The following is a 24,994-nucleotide window of genomic DNA, read 5'->3' as shown; positions in this document are numbered from 1 at the left end:
TTTATCATGAATATAAAGCCGAAGAATATGAGAACTGGAAAACTACTATTTGGAACATTGTTTATTGGATTATTGGTGAGCTCGTGTTACACCGAAGTGGTATTTGAGGATGACTTCATCGTAGAATCGCCCGTTAACACAGCCCTGGTATTGGAATCCTATGATTTATGGTATATCGATATAAATGCAACCAAGGGAAATGGGGAAGTACCTTATTTGCAGCGTGCATTTACGATTTCATTTGACCGTGGCATTGTTTATGCCAATAACAATATTGTCGGAATTGGAAAAACAGGGAATGGATTTGGGATAGATGTGGGTGACTATGCCACCTTGAACGGTGCCGTTGAGATTAATCATGATGTAGATGGACTTTGGTTGTTGGATGTTTATGCCATCAACAACAATACGATTGAACTGTTCGATTCGCGTTCCAATACGTCATATGTGCTTCGCGGATACCAAAGAAATAGTTTCGATTATGATATGGTCTTTTATGATAACATCCATTACTTTTTGCAAGAGTATGAAGCGTGGGAAAAAACCTTTACAAGTGAGGTCGGCGCGGTAAATGAGTTTGATAACGAAAACTACCTTCAGTTTTTCTCGGATGAGAGTTTTAGATCATCGGTGGATGCAACTGGGACATCCCTCGCCAATTTAGTTTGGGATTACGATGGCAATTTCGAAGTCTTTGATGTGGCCAATGATGCTTCGCTCAAAACTTTAACATTGGATTACGACTTTTTGGGCAATGATTATTTTGAGCTTTACGTTATTAATGATAGTACTATTGAATTGTACCATGTTGCCAGCGAGACCATATATGAGTTCAAGGGAAGAGGATACATTCAATATTTGAAAACAGGAAAAACAGCGGGGAAAAAGCGTTCAAAAGTTAAAAATTCCATAATGAACGTATCCAGACAAAGAAAAATGTAAGGATAAAAAATAGTCCTCGACTACGTATACAAGTTTTTTGGTTGGTTATTTAGTTAAGAATCGCTTCAGGTACCTCAACTTGGGGCGGTTCTTTTTTTATGGAAGAATTTTGCAGTATATCCCATTCGTTTAAACTTTCCCCTTAAGATGCGCCAAATAGTGTTTTTTGAAATCTGAAGGATTTTCCCCACTCACCTTTTTAAAAGTCCTATTGAAATAGGAAAGACTCTCAAACCCACACTCATAACAAGTTTCTCCCACATTTTTTCCCATAAGCAAAAGTCTTTTGGCCTGACTGATTCGGTATTGGTTCAAAAAGGTGGTAAAGGTGTTTCCTGTTGTTTTTTTAAAATAGCGACAAAATGCCTCTTTGCCCAAATTACATAGTTGAGCAACTTCGGTGATGGCAATTCGACGTTGATAGTTCTTGTCCACAAATTCATGAATGCCTCGAAGTCGGTCCTGTTCTTTCTTTCTATATCTATTCACAAAAGGATCGTCGTGCAGCAAAAAATAGTCCTCGCTCTTCCCCAACTCCTTTAATATTTGAATGGATTCCATAAATAAGTCAAAAGAAGAAAGTTCATAAAGCTTTTTTAATCGCTCGCCAATGCTCCTTTTGGTTTCTCCGGTAAACACGATCCCATGTCTTGACCTTTCAAAAAGATGAAGTATGGTTTCCAATTCGGGAATGTTGAGGAGTAAATTTTCCTTAAAGGAAGGTTTTATGTGCAAGACTTCCTTAATATAATCGGTTTGTACACCATAGTCGAAATTTAGATGTGGAATGTTCGACCCTATAAACACCAAATCACTTCCCGTATAATTCGAGATGTTATCCCCAACATGCCGGGTGGCACTAGCACCTTCAATATAGATCAATTCATATTCAGGATGAAAGTGCCAATAGAACAGATGATTTAATCTGGGGAGGTGCAAAAGCCGGAACGGGCTCTTTGTATTGGGTGCTATGGTCTCTAATTGAATCTTCAATTTTCACTTAAATATCCATTAATATATCAAAATATACCTGAAATATCAATATAGTTCAAATTTATATCAATATGAAGGTTGAGACTGCTTGCTAAGGGTACTAGTTTTATTCCATCGAATTTAGACAGTCAATTAAATATATAGAATCATGAAGCAAGACGTAAAATTAGAGATGGCCAATAAGGCGCATGAGGAGATTCCTGGAAACCCTTCCACAGCTACCAGTAGTAAAATAACATTGAACGATAGATCCAATGGAAAGCCACTTAGAGTGCTTACGGAAGAAGATTGGAAGTTTTGGACCCATAACGGATATATTGTAATAAAGAATGCAATATCGCGAGAACAAGCTAAAGCTACTGCTGACTTTATTTGGGAATTTGATGAAAAAGACCCGAATGATGCTGAAACCTGGTATGCCCCACCCAGGGCCGAGATGAAGATGAAGGAGCTAACGGGAACCGGGATGGTCGAGGTATACAACCACCAACATTTATGGAACAACCGACAAATGCAACGTGTATATGATGCCTTTGTGGATGTCTGGGGAACTGAAAAACTTTGGGTGACCATAGATAGGGCAAACTTGAACTTTCCTTTGAAGCCCGGAGTCGAGAAAAAGGGATTCATTCACTGGGATTATGACCCGGAAACCCGTCCACAAAATGTTCAGGGAGTATTGGCGCTTGCTGACCAAACCGATGAAAATATGGGAGGGTTTCAATGTATTCCTTGGCTCTATCGCAATTACGATACTTGGAAGCTGACCCAACCTGAGGGCCGGGATCACTTTCAACCCGATACCACTGGTTTGGAGGATAAAATTGTAAAGGTCAAAATGGAGGCCGGCGACCTGCTGATTTTTAACAGCACCCAACCCCATGGCATTCGTCCCAACAAATCAGGGGACAAAGTGCGAATTGCACAATATATTTCCATGATGCCAGCTGAGGAGGATAATGAGGCATTGAAGCAATGGCGGGTAAATTCATGGAAAAACAGGGTGGCACCTGAAGGATATGCTTTTCCAGGAGATCCTAGGAATTGGGAAAGGGATAAATATGAAACTGCCAAGCTTACAGAGCTTGGAGAAAAATTACTAGGACTTAGAAAGTGGTAATTTTATAACATTCACCAACCAAGTTAAAACGCTTTGTGTAGACAATACTAGCCTATGGTTGATATTTAGTCCTTGGGGTATTGTACGTTAGGTATGGATTTAAAATTAGAAGGAAAGAAAGCATTAATAACGGGATCTACTTCGGGGATTGGATTTGCAGTTGCTAATACCTTATTGCGGGAAAAAGCTGGGGTGGTAATCAATGGACGAAGCCAATCAAGTGTGGATGCTACCATTCATAAATTAAAAAGGGAATTTCCGAATGGGGAAATTAGCGGTTTCGCCATAAACTTTGAAGATAGCAAGTCGGTTAATGAAGCCATAAACTTGCTACCCGAAGTAGATATTTTAATCAATAATGTTGGAATCTACAAATCCGAATCCTTCTTTGAAATGGTTGATGAGGATTGGTATCGGCAGTTCGAGGTGAACGTAATGAGCGGTGTGAGGTTATCCCGTCATTTTCTCCCACTTATGCTAAAGAAAAACTGGGGACGTATCCTTTTTATCTCGAGTGAATGTGCAACCTTGGTTCCACCTGATATGTTGGCCTACAGTATGACCAAGGCGGCATTGTTGAGTGTGTCCAGAGGATTGGCGCAACTTACAAAGGGAACCAATGTGTCGGTGAACTCCGTTTTACCGGGATCTACCCGCTCTGAGGGTGCAGAACGCTTTTTGGAGAATGAGGCCCAAAAATTGGGAAAAACCAAAAAGGAAGTCGAGTCCGATTTTTTCAAAGAAGTACGAACTTCATCCCTACTGCAGCGTTTTGCCAGTGTGGAGGAAGTGGCAGATACCATTACCTATCTATGCAGCCCGTTGGCTTCGGCCACCAATGGGGCGGCTATCAAAGTTGATGGGGGAAGCACTGGGGGTCTGGTATAGGATTTTGAATTAAAAGAGAAACTATAAATTCAACACAAATAGAAGCAATTGAAATATGAAAACAATTACCAATGTAATGACTGCCCTAGTTTTAACAAGTTTTTTGTTTACCTCGTGTGCAGAAACTCAAAAGAAAGATGAATCGGAAAAAACAGAACCAAAAGTTGTAGAGATGGAAGCTAAAAAGGAAAAACTGCTCAGGCATGTGGTTATTTTCAAATTCAATGATGATACCAGTGAGGAACAAGTAGAAAAACTAAATCAAAGTTTTATTGAACTTCCCACGCATATTTCAGAAATACAGGATTTTGAATGGGGTCTAAACAACAGCCCGGAAGACTTTCATCAAAACTTTACCCATTGCTACATGCTTACGTTCAAATCTGAAGAAGACCGCGATAGCATTTATGCACCTCATCCTAAACACCAAGCATTTGTGGCCAGTTTAGGCCCGTATTTGGAGAAGGTTTTTGTGGTTGATTATTGGACAAATCCCGAGTAGATCTCTGGTTTTCCTTTTAAAAACATAATTTACCTGAGTTTTCATTGCCAAAACCTCAAATCCTTTGATAAGATGCAAGTTATGTACTGAATAGTGTTATTTTTGCCGGCTTCAAACAAGAAGGCATGAAAAAGTACCTTAACCTGTTCGATTTTTCGCAGAAAGTTAACTATCGTACCGAAGTTTTATCTGGACTCACGGTCGCACTTGCCCTGGTGCCCGAGGCCATAGCATTTGCATTGATTCCTGGATTTTCACCATTGACTGGTTTGTACGCAGCTTTTGTGTTGGCTTTGGTCACCTCAATTTTGGGAGGTCGCCCAGGAATGATATCTGGTGCCACTGGAGCCGTAGCTGTAATTTTCGTTGGATTGATTTTGGAGCTCAAACAAACTTTTCCAGGGATAGAGCCCGTCACGATTTTGAATTATGTTTTTGCAACGGTCATAATCGCAGGGGTCATTCAAATTTTAGCAGGAGTACTTCGATTAGGAAAGTTTATCCGTTTGGTACCTCATCCTGTAATGTTTGGATTTGTAAATGGGTTGGCCATTATCATTTTTATGGCGCAATTTCCTAATTTTTATGATAAGGGAACAGGGGAATTGTTGGCAGGGACATCATTGTATACCATGTTGGGACTTACGCTTTTGACCATGGTCATCATTTGGGGTTTTCCAAAAATCACAAAAGCCGTGCCCTCATCTTTGTTGGCGATTGTGGTGGTATCGGTTATTGTTCTAGGATTTGGAATAGATACATTGACTGTAGCCGATACCATGCAGGAAGGTGAGAGTATTAAAGGAAGTTTTCCTCCCTTATCCATTCCAAATATTCCGCTTACGCTGGAAACCTTTTTAATAATTATCCCCTATGCTGGGATTGTCGCGGGAGTCGGATTGATTGAAAGTCTGTTGACTTTGAATATTATCGATGAGATTACAGAAACAAGGGGTAGTGGTAACAAAGAATGCGTTGCCCAAGGTACCGCAAATATCCTTTCAGGGTTTCTCTCTGGGATGGGAGGTTGTGCTATGATCGGGCAGAGTTTGATCAACACCTCATCCGGTGCGCGAGCACGATTATCTGGAATCACTGCAGCAGTTATGCTTTTGGTATTTATTATGTTCGGTAGTGGCCTAATAGAGCGCTTGCCAATGGCTGCTTTGGTCGGGTTAATGTTTATGGTAGCTATTGGAACTTTTGAATGGGCAAGCTTTAAGACCTTTAGGAAAATGCCCAATTCAGATGTCATTGTGATGGTCTTGGTGACTTTGATTACCGCTATTACCCATAACCTGGCGGTTGCTGTTTTACTTGGAGTTATCATTTCTGCACTTGCCTATTCTTGGGAGAATGCAAAACGAATTCGGGCCAGAAAGCACGTTGATGAAGAAGGAGTAAAACATTATGAGATATATGGTCCGCTGTTTTTCGGAAGCACAACACTATTTGCTGAAAAGTTTGACGTTCAAAACGATCCTTTGGAAGTAATCATCGATTTTAAGGAAAGCCGGGTCGCAGATATGTCTGGCATTGAAGCTTTGAACAAAATCACGGAACGCTATGCGAAGGCAGGCAAAAGAGTGCATTTAAGGCATTTGAGTAAAGATTGCATTCGTTTGCTAAAAAATGCTGAGGACATCATCGAGGTGAACGTGCTCGAAGACCCAACGTATAAGGTTGTTGCGGATAGGGTTAATTAGCGGAAGTGATTTCTTTAGTTGAAAAGCAATAAATATCCGACAAAGCCCAATAGGCACAGCAAAAAGAAGGCGCCAAAATAATTGCGGATTTCCTGCAGTCGGTCTTTTTTGGCTTGCGCAATAATTTTATCCCTGATTTTTTTCTGCTCAAAAGGGGTCAACTCCTTAAAATGAAGTTGGGTATCAACTGCATAACCCTCATAGGCTTCGCGAATCTCACTATAGCTTCGTCTTTTACGAAGCAAAGCGCGATTTGCTTTAACAACTAACATTGGTTGACTTGCGGAGCCCATATTAATATCCTTTACATATGGGTAGTGGAAATCAAGGATTTGTTACAAAAGTCAAGAGTTTGACCTACTCCCTTAACCTTCCATTGAATACGCTAACTTTAGAATTTATGGGATTGCCGGCTGCCCTCCGCATCATGGTGATTTGTCCCGAATGATAGATGCAATCCGAAAGCATACCGTTGACCATGTTCCAATAGGGATAGGGAGTTTGTTTTTCTCCGCGTTGAAAAATGACTTTAAAACCTTCAAAATCTTCAGCCTTTTTACCCTTCATTAAAGCACTTGCGGCTTTAAGGTTTTCCAAAGTCTTTTTGCGAAGTTGTTCGTAGGTATAATCGGAAAGTCCCTCTATTCCGGTATTGGGTGTTGCCGTGGGAGCGTTCTTGATGGTTTCCGACATTCCACAGATATGGCGCATGGTTTCAATAATGGTCCTACCATCTTCTGAAGGTTTATATTCCAAATCCTTTGGCGATAATCCTTCTGTTGCCCAATAATAACGAAATCCAAGTCCATCAATCATCCTGGCAGCCACGTTGCCTGCGCTGTAATCTTCAGGATAATCTGGAATTTGGTAATAGGGAAGTTCTTCGTTTTGTGCTTGCATACTAAATGTCAAAATAAAGATAAGAACGGAAAATAGGTTTTTTTTCATACAATAGGTTATTCTAAACAGCCTTTGTAAAAGGCATTAAAGTGATGGATTTCTACATTAAAAAGTTTTTGTTGCAAAGCAATGTCCTCAAATAACATATTTTTAGCGCCCTCAAGATTATCTGCCACTACGATGATCATTCCCGTATCGGAGTATCGTGCACCGACGATGATTTTTTCCTCCTTGCGCAGTTTGGATAAAAAACCGGAATGTTCTTTAAAATATTGCTGTTCATTAGGGTTTTTGTCTTTGTCCCAAAGCTCTCCGACGGTATACAATGCAATAAAATGGGAATTTTGAACTGTATTTTCCTGTGAGAACATCAAACAGGGAAGCAAAAGAAGCAAAAGAAATAATCTCATACCATTTAGATTTAGCTAGGAATCAATATTGACTGCAACAAGATAAAAATAACTTTTGCAAGTCAACCTTTGCCATCCATGGCTATTTTTTAACATTTCTTAGGGTCAATACAAACGAGCTCAAACAAAAAGTGCTGTTATCCAAATAGATAACAGCACCACATGAAACATTTTTCGCTCTTACTACAGGGTACGCAAGTACTCAGCGACGTCTCGAGCCTCTTCTTCCGTAAGATTTTGGTTGAGCATAATGGCATTGTTGTATTCTTTGAGCAGTGCTTTGGCAATAGGATCTTCTTTTAACATCCCATCTGGGTTCAAAATCATATTCATAACCCAAGCTGGACTTCGTCTGTCATAAACACCTTTCATAGCAGGACCTATCATTTTCTGATCCACCATATGGCAGGCAATACAGATGGAGTTGAATGTGGTCTCCCCACGAGCCGCCATTTCTGAATCGATTTCGGAAGGGAATTCCAAATCTTTAATTGGGCCCACTCCGTTGTTGTCCAAGTCTACGGGCACACCTTCCTTGGCCTGTACTTTTTTATCTTCTTTTTTGGTTCTGCTTACTTCAAAACCTTCCTTTTTTTCTTCCTTTTTTCCTCCGCAACTTGCGATAAATGCCCCTAGGGCGATAAGTAAAACCAGCTTTTTCATTGGTGTTGATTTAATTGTAGCTAAAGTGAAGCAACTAATATAGCGAAATATTACCAGTAAAATGAACGATAGAGCGCGTTACGAGTGGATTTGTGGAGCGAAAACCTTTTCGTTTAACAAAACGAAACAAATGTGGCAAATTTAGTTAGCGACGAAAAATTCCAATGACCTCGTTTCGGTGTATGTTACATTCTGTTTGCCCCAAAAACCAACATGCCCTCCGTACTGCGGAGTTTCCAAAAAGAGGTTTTTGTTTTTTTCGGATTCGGCAATAGGATAACAGTCTTTGCCCAAAAAAGAATCGTTTTTGGCATTGATGATTAGACTCGGTACATTAACATTCGGCAAGAACTGATGGGAACTGCACTTGGCGTAGTAGTCCAAAGCATCCTTAAAATGATGTGCCTTGCTGGTATAGATGTCATCAAAATCCTTTAATGTTTTTATGGCTTTGATATGTGAATTGGGAATTAAATGGGGAAAATGGGGCTGCTTTTGCTTCAACTTGGCGATTAAGTGCCTTTTAAACCTCCTAGCGTACAGCACATTATTGTTTGAAAGTAATTGGTCACACGAGTCCTTCAGACTGCATGGAACGGAAACTGCCACTGATGCCTTGATTTCTTTCGGAACCACATTTCCTTCACCCAAATATTTGAGCAAAAGATTTCCCCCTAAACTGAACCCATTGAGATAGATTTCCGAGTAATCCTTGGTTGATAGGATATGATCAACCACCTCTTTTAAATCTTCGGTTGCCCCGGAATGATAAGAGCGGTACAAAATGTTGGGCTCCCCACTGCAACCCCTATAATTTACTGCACAGGCGTCAAACCCGTATTGATTGAACAGTTTTGCGCTTCCTGTGATATAAGGCCTTTGGGCATCACCTTCCAGACCATGTAAGAGTACGACCAGTTTTTTGGTAGTGATGTTGGATTTGCTCCAATCCAAATCTAGAAAATCCCCATCAGCTAAGGTCAACCGCTCCCTAGTTTGGGAAAGACCATTTACTCTTCTGAAAAGACCACAGTAAATGGTGGATAAATGCCCATTTCTGAAAAACATTGAAGGTGCATAATCTGATGAAATCAATGGCATTTGTCGAGAAATAGAAAGGTATTACTCTTTTGCGAAAGCTTCCAACAGTTTTGCCTGTTCCGTTATCGCAGCTTTAAACTCAGATTTTAAAGTGTTTACCAATTCCGAAACCGGCATTACATTCTCTATAGTGGTCACACCCTGTCCGGCGGACCAAATGGTCTTCCATGCCTTGACTTCGGTGTCCAGCTCCTTTCCAAAATCAACTTTATGGTCCTTTTTCAAATCCTCTTCCGTAATTCCGGCTGCCTGGAGACTAGCGGCCAAGAAGTTGGCGTGTACTCCTGAAATTGCAGCGGTGTAGACGATATCGTTTGCTCCGGCTTCAATGATCATTTTTCGATATTCTTCTGGGGCCTTGCTTTCTTCGGTATTTATAAAACGGGTTCCCATATAAGCCAAGTCGGCCCCCATTTGCATTGCGGAGGCAATGTCCCTTCCTGTACTGATACATCCTGAAAGCAGAATAGTCTTGTCAAAGATTTTTTTCACTTCAGCGATCAGACTCATCGGGTTAATGTTTCCTCCATGGCCGCCTGCACCTGCAGAAACTAAAATTAGTCCGTCTACCCCAGCTTCAGCGGCCTTTTCTGCATGTCTCCTTTTAATGATATCATGGAACACCAATCCCCCATAGCTGTGAATGGCATCTACTACCATGCTCACAGCACCCAAAGAGGTTATTACCAAGGGGACCTTGTGCTTCATACAAAGTTTTACATCGGCTTCCAATCTTGGGTTGGTTGGATGTACGATAAGATTGACGCCAAAAGGAGCTGGTTTTTTGCCGGTTTCCTTTTCATGCTGTTCCAATTCCGTTTTTATTTGGATAAGCCATTCTTCAAAACCTTCACTTGTACGCTGATTAAGTGCCGGAAAGGTTCCTACAATTCCATTTTTGCAGCATTCCACTACCAATTTGGGTCCAGAAATAAGAAACATGGGTGCAGCTACCGCTGGAAGGGAAAGATCTTTGATGAATTCGGCTTTTTCGCTCATGGGTTTGATGTTAAAGTATCTTTAAAAATAGAATTATTTACAAGACTTGTTAGAGATCAGTTTTCAAAACTATGTAATTTTACAACTATTATGCATGCATAACAAAATAACCGCCAATGTTTTTTAAAGAATTTGAGATTCGATGGAGTGATTTGGACGCAAATCGTCACTTGGGCAATTCAGCATATATCAATCTTATGACCCATACCCGTATGTCATTCATGGCTCAGGTGGGTTTGGATCAAAAAACAATGGCAAAATATAATGTTGGTCCTGTTGTCTTTTATGAACACATGTATTATTTCAAAGAAGTTTTTCCGGGTAGGCCCGTAAAAGTTTCTTTGGACCTTAAAGGTATGAGCAAGGATGGGATGTTCTTCGAATTTCAACATGACTTTTATGACAGCGATGGGAAGAATTTTGCCCGTTGCGAAATGATGGGTGCGTGGATGAACCTAAAAGAACGAAAATTGACCGCTTTGCCCCAAGTGTTTTTGGATGCCTTTGATAAAATAGAGAGAGCAGGGAATTTTAAAATCTTGACCAAGGAAGACACGCGAAAGTATGTTCAGCTTCCCAAAGATCTATAGATTCGAATCTGCCGGGCCGTAACCAAACCATGAAGGGGATTTTGAAATAAGCTTACCCGAGATAATCTCGTCCAGCCATCTTTCATACCAATCCAAAAAATTGTTTTCGTAAGTAAATCGGGGTTTTAACTCTGCGGCAAGTTCCAGGTTTATTACTTTGCCCTTGTGAGGTCCGTTCAACAGTAATCCATGCAAATAGGTGCATCCCTGTGACCCAATAGGAAGGATTCCGCCAAAAATTCTTTCGAGTTCCTCGTAGTAAACTTCATCAGAACTAGCATCATCATTCAAAATTTTGGACATTTCCGTCCAGTCGTCATCTGAAAGATTGGGATATAGCGGAGATTCATTTTTTAAATAAGATTTTGGATCCCCAGCCACCATTTGATCTAAATGTTCACCCAAAGTATAAATGCCATAAAAGGGCCCCGCCCCAGAATTCATATACGACTTGCCCCCATTGCCAACATGGAGAACAAATGCACGATAGCAATCAGGGAGTATTACTTTATAGCTTTGCTCAAAAGCTTCAACTTCCGATTTATTGGCGGGAGGGTTTAATTCATATTTATGACTTCCAGCGCCGAAGACCCTAAAATCTGGATCTGCCGTTTTGGCTTCGATCAATTTTAGTTTAATGCTGTCAATCTGTTGGGAGTAGTCAACCATCACATTGTACTTAACCCTATATCGGATGACATAAAGTTAAAAAACGCAAGGGCATTCCAATGGTTTAAATTGATGGATAGTGCATACAACTATATCAAAAGGTCAAACCTTAAGACAAATTGGGGTTTGGTTTGGGCTTTTTACTGGCCAGATAAACTCCAAAAAGAACAAGAACAGTCGCTAATACCTTTACTAAAGTAAGATGATCTTTGCCCGAGAATAAGGCAAATAAAATACCTAGTAAAGGCTGTAGATAGATAAAGGCACCCACGGTCGAAGCCCTGAGTTGCGTTAGCGCAAATACATTGAACAAATAGGTAAGAAAGGTTGTACCTATGACTACAAATGCAACTACCCCATAAACCCATAATGGCATGTTCGCCCAGTCGATTTCCGAGAATTCAGGATAGGTTACTGGAAAAGCGATAACCAATCCGATCAAGAAGAGCCATTTCATCAAGGTGAAAGGATGATATTTTTCAATCAATTTTTTTACCAAGATCAAATAGGATCCATATACCGTGGCGTTTAAAACAAAAAGCATATTGCCGACCGGAATGTTTGGTGCATCCTGACGAATTTCCGCTCCAAATAGAATCAGTCCCAACGCTCCAATAAAGCCCATAAAGATCCCAAGCCCCTTGTTCCAGGTAATGCGTTCTTTTATGAGAAATGCCGAAAGGATAACAACAATTATGGGGGTAATGGTGACCAAAACGGAGCTATTGATCGGCGTTGACAGCTCAAGTCCTTTAAAAAATGCAAGCATATTAATGGCCATCCCCAAAAGTGAGCAGAGGAAGATCCGCCCCCAATCCTTTTTTTCAATTTTCTCCTTAGGACCAAAAACTGAAATCGCCCAAAAAAGTATGGTAGCCCCACCCAAACGCAACATGATAAAACCAAAAGCACCCACATAATTGGGCATAACTCCTTTGGCTAAAGTGTGGTTGATAGCATAAATGGTTGTGGCGCCAAGCGCAGCTAGGAGGGCAAGGGTTCGTTTGCTCATGAATGGAGTGCCTCTTTGGCGGCTTCGACTATCTTTTTTGAATTCCCAACGAAAATCTGATCATCGATGATGGTCACGGGTCTTTTTAAAAAGGTATAGTGCTCAAGAATCAAGTTTTTATAATCATCTTCGGACAGCTGCTGTTCATGAAGCCCCCTTTGACGAAAGAGCATAGCTCTTCTGCTAAACAAGGCCTCATAGCTTCCAGCCAGGTTCTTCATCTCTTCGAGTTGTGCCGAAGTAATGGATTCTGACTTTATTTCTTGTAATTCAACCCCGTTCAAGGGTTCCAATTCCTTTAAAATACGTTGGCAGGTGGAACAACTGCCCAAGTGATAGATTTTTTTCATTTCAAAAATTCTTGATTGTAAAAAGAAATCAAAATTCGGTCATTTTGCATTAAGAAAGGGCAAAATCCACAGCTTTTTGCGCATGTATTTTGGCGGTATCGAAAGTCGGAATGTCAACCTCCTCCCCGGGTATCAAAATGGGCAATTCGGTACAACCTAATATGGCACCTTCAGCTCCTTGCTCTTCCAATTCTTTGATGATTTTTATACAGAAATCCTTGGCTTCTTTTGTGAAAACTCCCTTGACCAGTTGATTATAGATGATATCCTGTAAAATATCTCGATCCTCGGAGTTCGGAACTAAAATTTCCAACCCGAACCGATCTTCCAGTATTTTGGTGTAGAAGTCCTTCTCCATGGTGAATTTGGTGCCCAAAAGAGCCACTTTTTTCAACCCTTTTTGTTGAATTGCCTCTCCAGTAGCATTGGCGATATGTAAAAAAGGAATATCGATCGCATTGGTTATGGCATCACTGACCAAGTGGATGGTATTGGTGCACAGGACCACCATATCGGCACCTGCTTTTTCCAAATTTTTGGAATAAGAGGCCATAACGCCGCCGATCTTGTCCCAATCATTGGAAAATGAGTAACGCTCAATTTCGTCAAAATCTACTGAGGAAAGGATGCTCTTTGCCGAGTGGGAACCACCCAACTTTTCGCGAACCATTTCATTGATATGTTGGTAATAAATCTTTGAAGATTCCCAACTCATTCCACCTATTAGACCTATGGTTTTCATGGTTTCTTTATTTGATTTTTGATAAATGTTCCGCTCCTTCAATGGTGAAGGTAGTCAGGAAGCTTGTAATGCATTGAACAATGGAGTAGTAAGTTCTTGGAGCCACTACAACCTCTTCGATACAGTTACAGGTGATACAATTTTCCATAGTTTTCAGATTTATATTTCGCTAAATATCGATATGTGTTTCAAAAAAATTACAAATCCTGTTTTAAGCTTTCCACATACGCTTTGATTACCTGCTCATTCCTTTTATAATAGGTCCATTTCCCATGCCGCGTTGGAGTGACCAAATCAGCATTTTGCATGGAATTGAGATAGGTCGAAATCGTCGATTGGGAAAGTCCGGTCTTATCTTGGATATAACCAACACATACGCCATCATCAAAATGGTCTATATCTTGGTGTGGTGGAAAATTTACTTCCGGTTCTTTAAGCCACTTTAAGATATTGACCCTAGTCTTGTTTGAGAGCACCTTACTAATTTCAACAATATCCATGGACCAAAAATATGTAAATATTTACATATCTAAAAATATCGATATGTTTTAACTTAAATTTTGCATTCAATAATCGTTACCCTTAACCAAGTTCAGGATCTTACCATAGAATTCCGTTTATCCCTATAATGTGATTCTGAAATAAATACAGAATGACGCCTGTCTTTGGGAATATGTTCTATACCAGATAATGGAAAAAACTATGAAAGAATCCGTTAAAGTTTCACTTTTCGTTTAAGATACTTGTTCACTTCCGCATACGGGAGGGTCAAGGTAATAGGTCCGTCAGCGTATGAAGCTATTTCGTATTGATTATAAATCAATGTAATGCCTTCTTCCGTATAACCTACATTTTCCGACAGGTGAAAAGCATCCCGTTCAAACATAAATCCTGTTGAATTGATATTGTCATCTTGAGGGATATCTTCCTGAATCCGAAATTTAATTTCAGCAAACTTTAGAAACCCTTCCAAGTCGTCAAAAAGTTCCCAGTTTTCCAATTCAGTGTCCTTTCGCTTATCAAAGTTTAAAAAGGAAGTGGAACCATAACCATGGGCTCCTCCAGTAAAGGAATACGCATTGAAATCCAAGGTAAGAATATCGTTGTCCTCATAGGAAACATCGCTTTCAACACTGGCCTCCCAGCCCACAGACTCATCAGGAAATCTCGATTTCAGCTCCTTATAACTAGTAGTGAACGAGTCGATGGCGTCATCAATGGTGCTGATTTCCTGTCCTTCATCAAAAGACAACAATGTTATAATTTCTTCTTCGAGTGCATTGTTGATTTGATTGGAGATTAGGGTTTCATCCAATGCTCTGGGAATGGCTATCTCAATTTTTGAGCAATCTTCGCAGGCTTCGTTCGATATCTCAATGGGTTCAAAAGTAAGTTTGTCACCATTTTCGCAACCAAGGAGAAGCATAAAAAATAGGAGTAGGCTGACTTCTTTTTTCATAAGTTGAGGTTTTAGGGTCTTCAAAAATAAGACATGATTGATTACTCCAAAAGATAACGATACATTTGTAGCCAGATTAAAAAGAGATGAGCAAAAAAGATTTGAAATTCAACAGTAAAACCATTCACGGAGGACAACATCCGGATAAAGCCTATGGCGCTGTGATGCCCCCGATTTACCAAACTTCGACTTATGCACAAACCACACCAGGTGGGCATAAGGGGTTTGAATATTCTCGAAGTGGCAACCCAACGCGAACAGCATTGGAAAATTCGTTGGCCAGTATTGAGAATGGCAATTATGGACTTGCTTTTGCGAGCGGGCTTTCTGCCATGGATGCCGTGATAAAATTGTTGAATCCAGGTGATGAGGTGGTCTCGACCAATGATTTGTACGGAGGGAGTTACCGTTTGTTCAAACAGGTTTTTGAAAAATATGGAATTACCTTCCATTTTGTGGGGATGCAAAGCATCGATGCCATTGAAGAACAGATCAATGATAAAACCAAGCTGATTTGGGTTGAAACACCAACCAATCCAATGATGAACGTGATTGATATTAAGGCGGTGTCCAATCTGGCCAAAAAACACGGCTTGCTTTTGGCGGTTGACAATACTTTTGCCACGCCTTATTTGCAGCGACCTTTGGATTTGGGTGCCGATATCGTGATGCATTCTGCCACAAAATATTTGGGAGGTCATAGCGATATTGTTGTCGGAGCCTTGGTGGTTAAGGACAAGGATTTGGCCGACCAGCTCCTTTTTATCCAAAATGCAAGTGGTGCTGTTTGTGGGCCTATGGACAGTTTTTTGACGCTTCGTGGAATTAAGACCTTGCACGTGCGAATGCAACGCCATTGCGAAAATGGAAGGGCAATAGCGGAGTATCTGGTAAAGCACCCTGGAATAGAAAAGGTGTATTGGCCTGGTTTTGAAAACCATCCCAACCACGATGTGGCCAATAGTCAAATGGATGATTTTGGTGGAATGATTTCCTTTGTTCCTAAGGGAAGCAGCTATGAGGAAGCCATTAAAATTGTGGAAAAATTAGAGGTGTTCACACTTGCCGAATCTTTGGGCGGAGTGGAGAGCTTGGCAGGTCACCCAGCGAGCATGACGCATGCCAGTATTCCGAAAGAAGAACGTGAAAAAAGCGGAGTGGTCGATTCCCTAATTCGACTTAGCGTAGGGATTGAGGATGTTGACGATTTGATAGCTGACTTGGAACAGGCCATCGGATAACTGTTTTTGAAAAATTTTTAAAAAACAGGGGTTTAAATTATGTAAATACCATAATTTTGCCGTCTAATTCCTAATTCAATAAAATTGACCCCTTTTGAGAAACTGGGGACATTAAACCAGTAATCCGTTTTATGGAAGCAAAAATCAAAGCATTTATGGATGAGGTCATCGCCAGAAATGGCCATGAACCTGAATTCATCCAGGCGGTACAGGAAGTTGCGGAAACCGTTATCCCGTACATTGTAAAAAACGATATCTATCATGGGAAAAACATCCTTTTGAGAATGGTAGAACCGGAACGATTGATGTCGTTTCGAGTGGCATGGGTAGATGATGAGGGAGAGATTCACGTTAACCGTGGATATCGTATACAAATGAATTCAGCAATTGGCCCATACAAAGGCGGTCTTCGTTTTCACCCAACGGTGAATGCTAGTGTATTGAAGTTCTTGGCGTTTGAGCAAGTCTTTAAAAACAGCTTGACCACACTTCCCATGGGAGGAGGAAAAGGGGGTTCCGATTTTGACCCTAAAGGAAAGTCAGATGATGAGGTAATGCGCTTTTGCCACTCCTTTATGACAGAGTTGTGCCGACATATTGGTCCAAATACTGATGTTCCCGCTGGAGATATTGGTGTTGGTTCCCGTGAAATTGGATTCCTTTTTGGGATGTACAAAAAAATTAGAAATGAATTTACTGGAGTATTGACCGGAAAGGGTCGTTCTTGGGGAGGTTCATTGATTCGTCCAGAAGCAACAGGCTATGGAACGGTGTACTTTGCCGATAGCATGCTAAAAACCCAAGGAAAATCATTCGAAGGCAAAAATGTTGTGATTTCTGGTTCTGGAAACGTTGCACAATATGCTGCCGAGAAGGTGATGCATTTAGGTGGAAAAGTATTGACACTTTCCGATTCTGGAGGATATATCTACGACAAAGAAGGTATTGATGAAGAGAAGTTGGCCTTCGTCATGGATTTGAAGAACAACAAGAGGGGAAGGATTTCCGAATATGCGGATAAATATCCTTCAGCGGAATATCACAAAGGAAAAACCCCTTGGGAAGTAACCTGTGATGTTGCGTTGCCATGTGCCACTCAGAACGAGCTTGATGGTGATGATGCCGCCACCTTGATAAAGAATGGCTGTATGGCTGTTGCTGAAGGTGCGAACATGCCTTCGACCCCAGAGGCCATCCATGCGTTCCATGATGCCAAGATTTTGTTTGCACCTGGAAAAGCATCCAACGCCGGTGGTGTTGCCACTTCTGGATTGGAGATGTCGCAAAACTCACTTCGAATCAGCTGGACACGCGAAGAAGTTGACGAAAGATTAAAAGGTATTATGGAAGATATCCATGATTCCTGCATCGAATATGGAAAAGAAGAAGACGGCTATTGCAATTACGTTAAAGGAGCCAATATTGCAGGTTTCGTAAAAGTTGCTGATGCCATGTTGGCGCAAGGAGTTATTTAACACCTTGGTCAAATAGTAAATAAACAGGTGGACGGTTGAATTTCAATCGTCCACTTTTTTTATCTTCATCACTAAGAGATTCAAGATTTTTAGACGCTAAAATGCAGGTTACCACCAAGGCCATTGTACTTTCATCCTTAAAATATGGGGACACAAGTCTTATTGTTAAAGCGTTTACGGAATCTGATGGATTAAAATCCTATTTGCTCAAGGGAGTGCTCTCTTCCAAAAAAGGGAAATTAAAAGCTGCTTATTTCCTTCCCTTAATGCAGTTGGAAATCGTTGGGACACATAAGAACAAGGGTACTTTGGAAAGTATTCGTGAGGCAAAAGTGACCTTACCTTATAAAACGGTGCATACGGACATTGCCAAGAACAGTATGGTACTTTTCTTAGCGGAAATGTTGACCAATAGCATTCTGGAAGAAGGGCAGGACGAGGGAATGTTCAATTACCTGGAATATGCTTTACATTGGCTGGATGAGCATCCTCCCAACCCTAATTTTCATACCTTGTTTTTGCTCAACTTGACCAAGTATTTAGGCTTTTTTCCGGACACTTCTTTTCAAAATCAACCCTATTTTGATTTGTTGGAAGGAAGTTTTTATCCGAATCCTTCCCTGAACCCATTGATCCACGGTGAAAATTTGGAGCACTTCAAAAGCCTTTTGGGCATAAATTTTGATGCACTTCCAGCAGTACGAATGAACAAGCCCCAAAGACAAGGACTCTTAAAGAATGTTATTCTGTATTTTGAATTACATTTGCACGGATTCAGAAAACCCAAGTCCTTGGCTGTTTTAAATGCAGTTTTTGAGTAGTATGCGAACCATAGGTTTTGTCCTCTTTTTTTTGATGGGTTATGTAACTGTGTCCGCCCAGGAAATTACCGTGTTGGATGCCGATACAGGCACCCCTATTGCCAATTTGGCGATTTACAACAAGGACAAATCGAGAACTGCGGTCACGGACATCGAGGGCAGCAGTGAACTCGATGTTTTTTCGAGAAACGAACGGATTACCTTTCATCATATCAGCTATGGGATATATAGCACTACAAAAGCACAAATAGGCCGAAAGGGTAACCGGGTTTACCTCGACCTTAAACCCGAAGAGCTCCAGGAAGTCGTCATGTCAGTTTCTAAATGGGAACAACAAAAAAAGGATGTTCCGCTTAAAATCGAATCCATTGATGCACATTCTATAGCATTTACAAATCCCCAGACTTCTGCTGATCTTTTACAGAACAGTGGCAAAGTATTTGTGCAAAAAAGTCAATTGGGAGGTGGAAGCCCCATGATTAGGGGCTTTGCAACAAATAGATTACTGCTCTCGGTGGATGGTGTTCGGATGAACAATGCCATTTTTAGGGGAGGGAACATTCAAAATGTAATCTCTATAGACCCTTTCGCGATAAAAAATACAGAAGTAATCTTTGGTCCTGGGTCGGTCATTTATGGTAGTGATGCCATTGGGGGTGTAATGAACTTTTTCACCCAGAAACCACGCTTTTCTTTTACGGACAGTCTCACATTTTCAGGCAATGTAAATTACAGGTTTGCTTCTGCCAATATGGAAAACACAGCACATGTTGATTTTAATTTGGGACAACAAAAATGGGCTTCCTATACCAGTTTTAGCTACAATGATTTTGATGACTTGACCATGGGGAAAAATGGCCCTGATTCGTATCTGCGGAACAATTATGTAGTTCACGAAAATGGAACCGATGTTTTGATGACCAACAATGACCCTAGAAAACAGGTCTCTTCCGGGTACAATCAAATTAGTTTTCTTCAAAAATTTACCTATCGCCCCAACACAACTTGGAACTATGACTTAGGATTGTATTATTCCGAGACTTCGGATTTTACACGGTACGATAGATTAACTCGTCCAAACAGTACTGGAGATGGATTGCGCTCGGCGGAATGGTTCTATGGCCCCCAAAAATGGTTAATGGGAAACTTTCAGGTCACTAAAAAGGGGAAGAACAAATTTTACGATGGGGTAAAGTTGACCACAGCCTATCAGCATTTCGAAGAAAGCAGAAATGAAAGATTGTTTCAAGACCCAAACCGATTCACTACCGTTGAAATGGTGGATGCGATTTCCGTAAACCTTGACTTTGAAAACAAAAAAATCGGTGATTTACGGCTGTATTATGGGGCAGAATATATTTTCAACAAGGTAAACTCTGAGGGAACACAGACCAATATCGAAACCAACGCCGTGACCGCAGCTGCTTCGCGATATCCAGATGGGGCCACTTGGCAAACTTTTGCAGGATATATTAACGGAGAGTATAAACTAAAGCCAAATTTCACCCTATTGTCAGGTGCGCGATACAGTCAGGTATGGGTAGATGCCCAGTTCGAAAATACGTTTTTCCCTTTTCCTTTTGATGAGGCCGACCTGATTACAGGAGCTTTTACGGGAAGTCTAGGTTTTAGCTGGTTTCCAAAAGCCGACCTGCAGATTACCTTAAATGGGTCTACTGGGTTTAGAGCTCCAAACATCGACGATATTGGGAAGATTTTTGATTCCGAACCAGGTTCGGTGGTGGTGCCCAACCCAGAATTGGAACCTGAATATGCCTATAATGTCGAGATAGGGGTTCGAAAGAATTTTAATGACAAAGTGGTTCTAAAAGGAGCTGCATTCTACACCTATTTGGTCGATGCTTTGGTGCGAAGGGATTTTACCTTCAATGGGGAAAGAGAAATTGTGTACAACGGTGAGCTGAGCAATGTTCAGGCCATACAAAATGCTGCAAAAGCATATGTATATGGATTTGAGCTAGGGCTGGAAGCTTTTTTGGATGAAAACTGGGCAATAACGTCAAACCTTACCATTACCGAAGGAACCGAAGAAGATGATAGCGGGGAAGATACCCCAGCAAGGCATGCTGCTCCGACCTTTGGAGATTTTCATGTAATCTGGCAAAACCAAAAATTGAGGACAGATTTGTTCCTGAATTACAATGGGGAAATTAGTTATAATGATTTGGCACTCTCTGAACGAAGCAAGGATTATATCTATGACTTGGATGCCAATGGCAATCCATTTTCCCCTTCTTGGTACACCTTGAATTTCAGATCCCAATATCAGATATCCAATGCATTTAAGGCAACTGTGAATTTGGAGAACATTACCAACCAACGCTATCGAACCTACTCTTCGGGTATCTCGGCGCCGGGGACCAACCTCATTTTGGGACTGGGCTATAGTTTTTAAAACAAAAAAAGGACTGGTTTCCCAATCCTTTTTCTTTTTGAAGTAGTTAGTTCTTATTTTCCGTTGCCACCACCTGTACTGTCATCAACAGCTTTTTTGACATCATCGGCTGCATCTTTAACAGCATCCTTTGCATCTTCGCCCAATTCCTTGGCTTTATCCATGGCATCCTCTCCTGCTTTCTTGATGCTGTCCAAAGCCTGTTCTCCGGCTTCTTTCATTTCTTCACCAGCATCTTTTACCGCATCTGCAGCGTCATTGGCTGCATCTTTTAGATTGTCTCCCGCTTCTTCGATGGACTTTTCAGCTTCTTCAGTGGCCTCTTTGGCCTTGTCTTTTGCTTCTTTGCAAGAAATCGTTGCGGACATTGAAAAACACAATGCCACGGCTACAATTAGTACTCTTTTCATTATAAAATGGTTTAGTGTTAAAGCTGTCAAGATATGGATTTTAACGGAAAGCATCATTTTTGTGATTTCCCATTTGGCTCAACCGTACAGAAAGGTCGCAAATACCTTGTTTACAGGGGGATTATTCCGACTAAATTTATAATTTTGCAAACTTGGAAATCTAGAAGAAGTAGCAGTAGATATGAAGTTTGCGGAATACAAAGGATTGGACTTGCCCAAAGTATCGGAAGAGATTCTCGAATTCTGGAAGAATAACCAGATTTTTGAGAAAAGTGTCTCTACACGTGAGGGAGGGGAAAGCTACGTATTTTATGAAGGTCCGCCTTCGGCGAATGGTATGCCTGGGATTCACCACGTAATGGCTCGTACCATAAAGGATATTTTCCCAAGGTACAAGACCATGAAAGGGTTTCAGGTAAAGCGTAAAGCTGGATGGGATACCCACGGCCTACCCATTGAAATCGGTGTTGAAAAGGAATTGGGTATTACCAAGGAAGATATTGGCAAAAAGATTTCAGTTGAGGAATATAACGCAGCCTGTAAAAAGGCCGTGATGCGCTATACGGATGTTTGGAATGAGATGACCGAAAAAGTGGGCTATTGGGTAGACATGGATGATCCGTATATCACCTACAAACCCAAGTACATGGAATCGGTTTGGTGGTTGCTGAAGCAGATTTACGATAAGGGACTCTTATATAAAGGATATACCATACAACCCTACTCGCCAAAAGCGGGAACAGGTTTAAGTTCCCATGAGTTGAACCAACCTGGGACCTACCAAGATGTGACGGATACTACAGTTACTGCCCAATTTAAGGCAAAGAAGGATTCGCTACCTGACTTCTTGAAGAATGTTGAAGGGGATATTTACTTTTTGGCCTGGACGACAACACCATGGACACTGCCTTCCAATACAGCGTTGACGGTTGGACCTAAAATTGAATATGTATTGGTCAAAAGTTATAACCAATATACGTTTGAACCAATTCAAGTAGTGTTGGCCAAAGCATTGGTAGGCAAACAATTTTCGGGTAAATTTTTTGAAGCTGAAAGTCAGGAGGAGTTTGAAGGTTTCCAATCTGGTGATAAAAAGATTCCGTATCAGGTAACACAAAGTTTTGTGGGCAAGGACTTGGTTGGAATCCAATATGAGCAGCTCATTGATTATGTGCAACCCTATCAAAATCCGGAAAATGCTTTCCGAGTGATTTCTGGGGATTTTGTGACCACCGAAGATGGTACCGGTATTGTGCATACGGCACCAACTTTTGGTGCGGATGATGCCATGGTGGCCAAACAGGCAAAACCTGAGGTTCCGCCAATGTTGGTGCTGGACGAAAACAACAACCCTGTTCCTTTGGTGGATTTACAAGGAAGGTTTAGACCTGAGATGAAAGAATTTGGCGGTAAATATGTCAAAAACGAATACTATGCCGATGATGAGGTTCCTGAAAAATCGGTGGATGTGGAGATTGCCATCAAGCTGAAGGAAGAAAACAAAGCTTTTAAGGTAGAAAAGTATGTCCATAGTTATCCCAACTGTTGGCGTACTGACAAACCTATTTTATACTACCCGCTGGATTCCTGGTTCATTAAGGTAACCGACATCAAGGATCGTATGTTCGAGCTCAATCAGAGCATTAACTGGAAACCAAAAGCTACCGGTGAGGGGCGTTTTGGAAACTGGTTGGCGAATGCGAACGACTGGAACCTTTCACGTTCCCGATATTGGGGAATCCCATTACCCATTTGGCGTACCGCCGATGGAAAGGAAGAAATGCTCATTGGCTCTGTTGAAGAACTAAAATCTGAGATGGCCAAAGCCGTTGCCGCCGGAGTTCTTGAAAAGGATGTTTTCGAGGATTTTGTAGTTGGTGATATGAGCGAGTCCAATTATGATAAAATTGATCTGCACAAGAATATCGTAGATCAAATTACCTTGGTTTCTGCTTCAGGTCAGCCTATGAAACGCGAGTCGGACCTTATTGATGTTTGGTTTGATAGCGGTTCCATGCCCTACGCCCAATGGCACTATCCTTTTGAAAACAAAGCATTGATAGATGATGGTGTGGCTTTTCCTGCAAACTTTATTGCGGAAGGCGTAGATCAAACAAGGGGGTGGTTCTACACGCTCCATGCCATTGCTACCATGGTTTTTGATACAGTTTCGTACAAAAATGTGGTCTCTAATGGACTTGTTCTGGACAAAGAAGGAAAGAAAATGTCCAAGCGTTTGGGGAATGCAGTAGATCCATTTGAGGTGCTTCCCAAACATGGTGCCGATGCCACGCGATGGTATATGATTTCCAATGCCAACCCATGGGACAATCTTAAGTTTGATATTGAAGGAATTGTTGAGGTGAAACGTAAGTTTTTCGGAACGTTGTACAACACCTATTCCTTCTTGGCGCTATATGCCAATATTGATGAATTCAGCTATGCTGAAGCGGACATTCCTTTAAAGGAAAGACCAGAGATTGACCAGTGGATTCTATCAGAATTACATTCATTGATTCAAAGAGTGGATGAGGCCTATGCCGATTATGAGGCTACAAAGGCTGCTCGAATGATTTCTGATTATGTTCAAGAGAATCTGAGCAACTGGTATGTGCGCTTAAGTAGGCGCCGATTCTGGAAAGGGGACTATCAGCAAGATAAAATTTCAGCCTATCAAACCTTGTATACCTGCTTGGTGACGGTTGCAAAACTGTCGGCACCGATTGCACCATTTTATATGGAACGTTTGTACAAGGATTTGGATACAATCACCCAAAAAGAAGGTTTTGAAAGTGTGCATTTGGCCAAATTCCCAACTTTTGATGAGGGAATGGTCAATAGAAAGCTTGAGCGAAAGATGCAGTTGGCACAAAAAGTGTCCTCATTGGTATTATCTATTCGTCAAAAGGAAAAGATAAAGGTGCGCCAACCTTTGCAGAAAATCATGATTCCTATTTTGGACGATGCACAAAAGGAGGATATTAAAGCGGTTTCAGATTTAATCAAATCAGAAGTGAATGTAAAGGAGATCGAGTTGTTGGACGATGCTTCCGGAATCCTTGTGAAGCAGATAAAGCCAAATTTCAAGGTTTTAGGCCCCAGATTTGGCAAGGATATGAAGGAGATTGCGGCCGCTGTAAGTCAATTAAAGCAGGAGGATATACAAAAAATTGAGCAGGAAGGCGAATTAATGCTACAATTGAAAAATAAAAGTATTATTTTACAGTTAACTGATGTAGAAATCAGTTCCCAGGATATTGAAGGTTGGTTGGTAGCCACCTCAGGTGCGTTGACCGTAGCGTTGGATGTTACCATCGATGACAACCTAAGAAAAGAGGGAATTGCTCGAGAATTGGTCAATAGAATCCAAAATCTTAGAAAAGAATCTGGATTTGAGGTAACCGATAAGATCGACATCAAAATACTGAAAGATGGCTTTGTGGAAAGTGCTGTGACAAGCAATGAGGAGTACATTAAAACGGAAACTTTGACCGCGGAGCTTAATTTTGAAGAAAAATTAGATGAAGGCATTGCGATTGCCTTCGATGAAGTGAACACTAAATTGTTTATTCAAAAACATTAAAA

General features: G+C 41.0%; 26 protein-coding genes. 11 read left to right on the top strand and 15 right to left on the bottom strand.

Annotated elements, in window-relative coordinates:
* The first annotated feature begins 27 nt into the window (after positions 1 to 27).
* A complete protein-coding gene (locus ACULLH_RS00655; protein ID WP_454086791.1) occupies positions 28 to 942 on the top strand; it encodes a nicotinic acid mononucleotide adenyltransferase in 915 nt (304 codons plus the stop codon).
* Between the two features lie 129 nt (positions 943 to 1,071).
* Here ACULLH_RS00655 and ACULLH_RS00650 read toward each other — a convergent pair whose 3' ends face one another.
* Positions 1,072 to 1,935 carry an AraC family transcriptional regulator gene (locus ACULLH_RS00650; RefSeq protein ID WP_454086790.1) on the bottom strand — a complete coding sequence of 288 codons (864 nt, stop codon included), beginning with the start codon at positions 1,933 to 1,935 and terminating at the stop codon, positions 1,072 to 1,074.
* A 148-nt stretch (positions 1,936 to 2,083) separates the two neighbouring features.
* Here ACULLH_RS00650 and ACULLH_RS00645 point away from each other — a divergent pair, with 148 nt between their 5' ends.
* From ACULLH_RS00645 to ACULLH_RS00630, 4 genes are all read left to right on the top strand, one after another.
* On the top strand, positions 2,084 to 3,055 hold the full coding sequence (locus ACULLH_RS00645; protein WP_454086789.1) for a phytanoyl-CoA dioxygenase family protein: 972 nt from the start codon (positions 2,084 to 2,086) through the stop codon (positions 3,053 to 3,055).
* A 93-nt stretch (positions 3,056 to 3,148) separates the two neighbouring features.
* On the top strand, positions 3,149 to 3,943 hold the full coding sequence (locus tag ACULLH_RS00640) for an SDR family NAD(P)-dependent oxidoreductase (RefSeq protein ID WP_454086788.1): 795 nt from the start codon (positions 3,149 to 3,151) through the stop codon (positions 3,941 to 3,943).
* A gap of 55 nt (positions 3,944 to 3,998) precedes the next feature.
* Positions 3,999 to 4,445 carry a Dabb family protein gene (locus ACULLH_RS00635; RefSeq protein WP_454086787.1) on the top strand — a complete coding sequence of 149 codons (447 nt, stop codon included), beginning with the start codon at positions 3,999 to 4,001 and terminating at the stop codon, positions 4,443 to 4,445.
* 125 nt (positions 4,446 to 4,570) lie between these two features.
* Positions 4,571 to 6,151, top strand: coding sequence for a SulP family inorganic anion transporter (locus ACULLH_RS00630; protein ID WP_454086786.1), 1,581 nt, complete (start codon positions 4,571 to 4,573; stop codon positions 6,149 to 6,151).
* A 14-nt stretch (positions 6,152 to 6,165) separates the two neighbouring features.
* On the opposite strand, the gene ACULLH_RS00625 is transcribed toward ACULLH_RS00630, so the two are convergent.
* The 6 genes from ACULLH_RS00625 to ACULLH_RS00600 form a co-directional block, all read right to left on the bottom strand.
* The gene (locus ACULLH_RS00625; RefSeq protein ID WP_454086785.1) at positions 6,166 to 6,423 is read right to left on the bottom strand and encodes a hypothetical protein; all 258 of its coding nucleotides are present in this window, start codon (positions 6,421 to 6,423) and stop codon (positions 6,166 to 6,168) included.
* 85 nt (positions 6,424 to 6,508) lie between these two features.
* Positions 6,509 to 7,099, bottom strand: a complete 591-nt coding sequence (locus tag ACULLH_RS00620) for a DinB family protein (RefSeq protein WP_454086784.1) — start codon at positions 7,097 to 7,099, stop codon at positions 6,509 to 6,511.
* 8 nt (positions 7,100 to 7,107) lie between these two features.
* Positions 7,108 to 7,461 carry a hypothetical protein gene (locus tag ACULLH_RS00615; protein WP_454086783.1) on the bottom strand — a complete coding sequence of 118 codons (354 nt, stop codon included), beginning with the start codon at positions 7,459 to 7,461 and terminating at the stop codon, positions 7,108 to 7,110.
* 183 nt (positions 7,462 to 7,644) lie between these two features.
* On the bottom strand, positions 7,645 to 8,124 hold the full coding sequence (locus tag ACULLH_RS00610) for a c-type cytochrome (protein WP_454086782.1): 480 nt from the start codon (positions 8,122 to 8,124) through the stop codon (positions 7,645 to 7,647).
* A gap of 141 nt (positions 8,125 to 8,265) precedes the next feature.
* Positions 8,266 to 9,225 carry a YheT family hydrolase gene (locus ACULLH_RS00605; protein ID WP_454086781.1) on the bottom strand — a complete coding sequence of 320 codons (960 nt, stop codon included), beginning with the start codon at positions 9,223 to 9,225 and terminating at the stop codon, positions 8,266 to 8,268.
* 21 nt (positions 9,226 to 9,246) lie between these two features.
* On the bottom strand, positions 9,247 to 10,224 hold the full coding sequence (locus ACULLH_RS00600; protein WP_454086780.1) for an NAD(P)H-dependent flavin oxidoreductase: 978 nt from the start codon (positions 10,222 to 10,224) through the stop codon (positions 9,247 to 9,249).
* 116 nt (positions 10,225 to 10,340) lie between these two features.
* Here ACULLH_RS00600 and ACULLH_RS00595 point away from each other — a divergent pair, with 116 nt between their 5' ends.
* On the top strand, positions 10,341 to 10,814 hold the full coding sequence (locus ACULLH_RS00595) for an acyl-CoA thioesterase (RefSeq protein ID WP_454086779.1): 474 nt from the start codon (positions 10,341 to 10,343) through the stop codon (positions 10,812 to 10,814).
* Here ACULLH_RS00595 and ACULLH_RS00590 read toward each other — a convergent pair.
* The 7 genes from ACULLH_RS00590 to ACULLH_RS00560 all read right to left on the bottom strand — a co-directional run bounded on the left by ACULLH_RS00590 (position 10,809) and on the right by ACULLH_RS00560 (position 15,046).
* Positions 10,809 to 11,483: an SMI1/KNR4 family protein gene (locus ACULLH_RS00590; protein WP_454086778.1), complete on the bottom strand. Its 675-nt coding sequence runs from the start codon at positions 11,481 to 11,483 to the stop codon at positions 10,809 to 10,811. The two genes, ACULLH_RS00595 and ACULLH_RS00590, sit on opposite strands and share 6 nt — an antisense overlap.
* A 109-nt stretch (positions 11,484 to 11,592) precedes the next feature.
* The gene (locus tag ACULLH_RS00585; RefSeq protein ID WP_454086777.1) at positions 11,593 to 12,495 is read right to left on the bottom strand and encodes a DMT family transporter; all 903 of its coding nucleotides are present in this window, start codon (positions 12,493 to 12,495) and stop codon (positions 11,593 to 11,595) included.
* Entirely contained in the window at positions 12,492 to 12,845 is a 354-nt protein-coding gene (locus ACULLH_RS00580; RefSeq protein ID WP_454086776.1) for an arsenate reductase family protein, read from the bottom strand. The genes ACULLH_RS00585 and ACULLH_RS00580 overlap by 4 nt, the downstream gene beginning before the upstream one ends.
* A 49-nt stretch (positions 12,846 to 12,894) precedes the next feature.
* On the bottom strand, positions 12,895 to 13,587 hold the full coding sequence (locus ACULLH_RS00575; protein WP_454086775.1) for an aspartate/glutamate racemase family protein: 693 nt from the start codon (positions 13,585 to 13,587) through the stop codon (positions 12,895 to 12,897).
* 7 nt (positions 13,588 to 13,594) lie between these two features.
* Positions 13,595 to 13,735, bottom strand: a complete 141-nt coding sequence (locus tag ACULLH_RS00570; RefSeq protein WP_454086774.1) for a hypothetical protein — start codon at positions 13,733 to 13,735, stop codon at positions 13,595 to 13,597.
* Between the two features lie 49 nt (positions 13,736 to 13,784).
* Positions 13,785 to 14,087, bottom strand: a complete 303-nt coding sequence (locus ACULLH_RS00565) for an ArsR/SmtB family transcription factor (RefSeq protein WP_454086773.1) — start codon at positions 14,085 to 14,087, stop codon at positions 13,785 to 13,787.
* A gap of 215 nt (positions 14,088 to 14,302) precedes the next feature.
* Complete coding sequence (locus tag ACULLH_RS00560; protein WP_454086772.1) at positions 14,303 to 15,046, bottom strand: DUF3298 domain-containing protein; 744 nt, start codon at positions 15,044 to 15,046, stop codon at positions 14,303 to 14,305.
* Positions 15,047 to 15,132: 86 nt separating this feature from the next.
* On the opposite strand from ACULLH_RS00560, the gene ACULLH_RS00555 reads away from it, so the two are divergent.
* The 4 genes from ACULLH_RS00555 to ACULLH_RS00540 all read left to right on the top strand — a co-directional run bounded on the left by ACULLH_RS00555 (position 15,133) and on the right by ACULLH_RS00540 (position 20,999).
* Positions 15,133 to 16,287: a cystathionine gamma-synthase gene (locus tag ACULLH_RS00555; RefSeq protein WP_454086771.1), complete on the top strand. Its 1,155-nt coding sequence runs from the start codon at positions 15,133 to 15,135 to the stop codon at positions 16,285 to 16,287.
* A 131-nt stretch (positions 16,288 to 16,418) separates the two neighbouring features.
* Positions 16,419 to 17,762, top strand: a complete 1,344-nt coding sequence (gene gdhA, locus ACULLH_RS00550; RefSeq protein ID WP_454086770.1) for an NADP-specific glutamate dehydrogenase — start codon at positions 16,419 to 16,421, stop codon at positions 17,760 to 17,762.
* 101 nt (positions 17,763 to 17,863) lie between these two features.
* Positions 17,864 to 18,583 (top strand): DNA repair protein RecO, encoded by a 720-nt coding sequence (recO, locus tag ACULLH_RS00545; RefSeq protein ID WP_454086769.1) that lies wholly within the window; start codon positions 17,864 to 17,866, stop codon positions 18,581 to 18,583.
* A complete protein-coding gene (locus tag ACULLH_RS00540; protein ID WP_454086768.1) occupies positions 18,567 to 20,999 on the top strand; it encodes a TonB-dependent receptor in 2,433 nt (810 codons plus the stop codon). The genes recO and ACULLH_RS00540 overlap by 17 nt, the downstream gene beginning before the upstream one ends.
* A gap of 53 nt (positions 21,000 to 21,052) precedes the next feature.
* Here ACULLH_RS00540 and ACULLH_RS00535 read toward each other — a convergent pair whose 3' ends face one another.
* Entirely contained in the window at positions 21,053 to 21,409 is a 357-nt protein-coding gene (locus ACULLH_RS00535) for a hypothetical protein (protein WP_454086767.1), read from the bottom strand.
* Between the two features lie 181 nt (positions 21,410 to 21,590).
* Here ACULLH_RS00535 and ileS point away from each other — a divergent pair, with 181 nt between their 5' ends.
* Positions 21,591 to 24,992, top strand: a complete 3,402-nt coding sequence (gene ileS, locus ACULLH_RS00530; RefSeq protein ID WP_454086766.1) for an isoleucine--tRNA ligase — start codon at positions 21,591 to 21,593, stop codon at positions 24,990 to 24,992.
* Positions 24,993 to 24,994 lie beyond the last annotated feature (2 nt).

The sequence above is a fragment of the Flagellimonas sp. 2504JD4-2 genome, assembly GCF_053642935.1.
The sequence above is the reverse complement of the archived record's forward strand: the minus strand, read 5'-3'. Positions and strand labels throughout refer to the sequence as shown.

Bases quoted from the DNA above. Each gene is read 5' to 3' on its own strand.
- ACULLH_RS00595 (WP_454086779.1), top strand. From the start codon at position 10,341: ATGTTTTTTAAAGAATTTGAGATTCGATGGAGTGATTTGGACGCAAAT.
- ACULLH_RS00535 (WP_454086767.1), bottom strand. From the start codon at position 21,409: ATGAAAAGAGTACTAATTGTAGCCGTGGCATTGTGTTTTTCAATGTCC.
- ACULLH_RS00605 (WP_454086781.1), bottom strand. From the start codon at position 9,225: ATGCCATTGATTTCATCAGATTATGCACCTTCAATGTTTTTCAGAAAT.
- ACULLH_RS00565 (WP_454086773.1), bottom strand. From the start codon at position 14,087: ATGGATATTGTTGAAATTAGTAAGGTGCTCTCAAACAAGACTAGGGTC.
- ACULLH_RS00635 (WP_454086787.1), top strand. From the start codon at position 3,999: ATGAAAACAATTACCAATGTAATGACTGCCCTAGTTTTAACAAGTTTT.
- ACULLH_RS00610 (WP_454086782.1), bottom strand. From the start codon at position 8,124: ATGAAAAAGCTGGTTTTACTTATCGCCCTAGGGGCATTTATCGCAAGT.
- ACULLH_RS00625 (WP_454086785.1), bottom strand. From the start codon at position 6,423: ATGTTAGTTGTTAAAGCAAATCGCGCTTTGCTTCGTAAAAGACGAAGC.
- ACULLH_RS00645 (WP_454086789.1), top strand. From the start codon at position 2,084: ATGAAGCAAGACGTAAAATTAGAGATGGCCAATAAGGCGCATGAGGAG.
- ACULLH_RS00620 (WP_454086784.1), bottom strand. From the start codon at position 7,099: ATGAAAAAAAACCTATTTTCCGTTCTTATCTTTATTTTGACATTTAGT.
- ACULLH_RS00580 (WP_454086776.1), bottom strand. From the start codon at position 12,845: ATGAAAAAAATCTATCACTTGGGCAGTTGTTCCACCTGCCAACGTATT.
- ACULLH_RS00590 (WP_454086778.1), bottom strand. From the start codon at position 11,483: ATGGTTGACTACTCCCAACAGATTGACAGCATTAAACTAAAATTGATC.
- ACULLH_RS00540 (WP_454086768.1), top strand. From the start codon at position 18,567: ATGCAGTTTTTGAGTAGTATGCGAACCATAGGTTTTGTCCTCTTTTTT.
- gdhA (WP_454086770.1), top strand. From the start codon at position 16,419: ATGGAAGCAAAAATCAAAGCATTTATGGATGAGGTCATCGCCAGAAAT.
- ACULLH_RS00600 (WP_454086780.1), bottom strand. From the start codon at position 10,224: ATGAGCGAAAAAGCCGAATTCATCAAAGATCTTTCCCTTCCAGCGGTA.
- ACULLH_RS00575 (WP_454086775.1), bottom strand. From the start codon at position 13,587: ATGAAAACCATAGGTCTAATAGGTGGAATGAGTTGGGAATCTTCAAAG.
- ACULLH_RS00555 (WP_454086771.1), top strand. From the start codon at position 15,133: ATGAGCAAAAAAGATTTGAAATTCAACAGTAAAACCATTCACGGAGGA.
- ACULLH_RS00585 (WP_454086777.1), bottom strand. From the start codon at position 12,495: ATGAGCAAACGAACCCTTGCCCTCCTAGCTGCGCTTGGCGCCACAACC.
- ACULLH_RS00570 (WP_454086774.1), bottom strand. From the start codon at position 13,735: ATGGAAAATTGTATCACCTGTAACTGTATCGAAGAGGTTGTAGTGGCT.
- ileS (WP_454086766.1), top strand. From the start codon at position 21,591: ATGAAGTTTGCGGAATACAAAGGATTGGACTTGCCCAAAGTATCGGAA.
- ACULLH_RS00630 (WP_454086786.1), top strand. From the start codon at position 4,571: ATGAAAAAGTACCTTAACCTGTTCGATTTTTCGCAGAAAGTTAACTAT.
- ACULLH_RS00640 (WP_454086788.1), top strand. From the start codon at position 3,149: ATGGATTTAAAATTAGAAGGAAAGAAAGCATTAATAACGGGATCTACT.
- ACULLH_RS00655 (WP_454086791.1), top strand. From the start codon at position 28: ATGAGAACTGGAAAACTACTATTTGGAACATTGTTTATTGGATTATTG.
- recO (WP_454086769.1), top strand. From the start codon at position 17,864: ATGCAGGTTACCACCAAGGCCATTGTACTTTCATCCTTAAAATATGGG.
- ACULLH_RS00615 (WP_454086783.1), bottom strand. From the start codon at position 7,461: ATGAGATTATTTCTTTTGCTTCTTTTGCTTCCCTGTTTGATGTTCTCA.
- ACULLH_RS00560 (WP_454086772.1), bottom strand. From the start codon at position 15,046: ATGAAAAAAGAAGTCAGCCTACTCCTATTTTTTATGCTTCTCCTTGGT.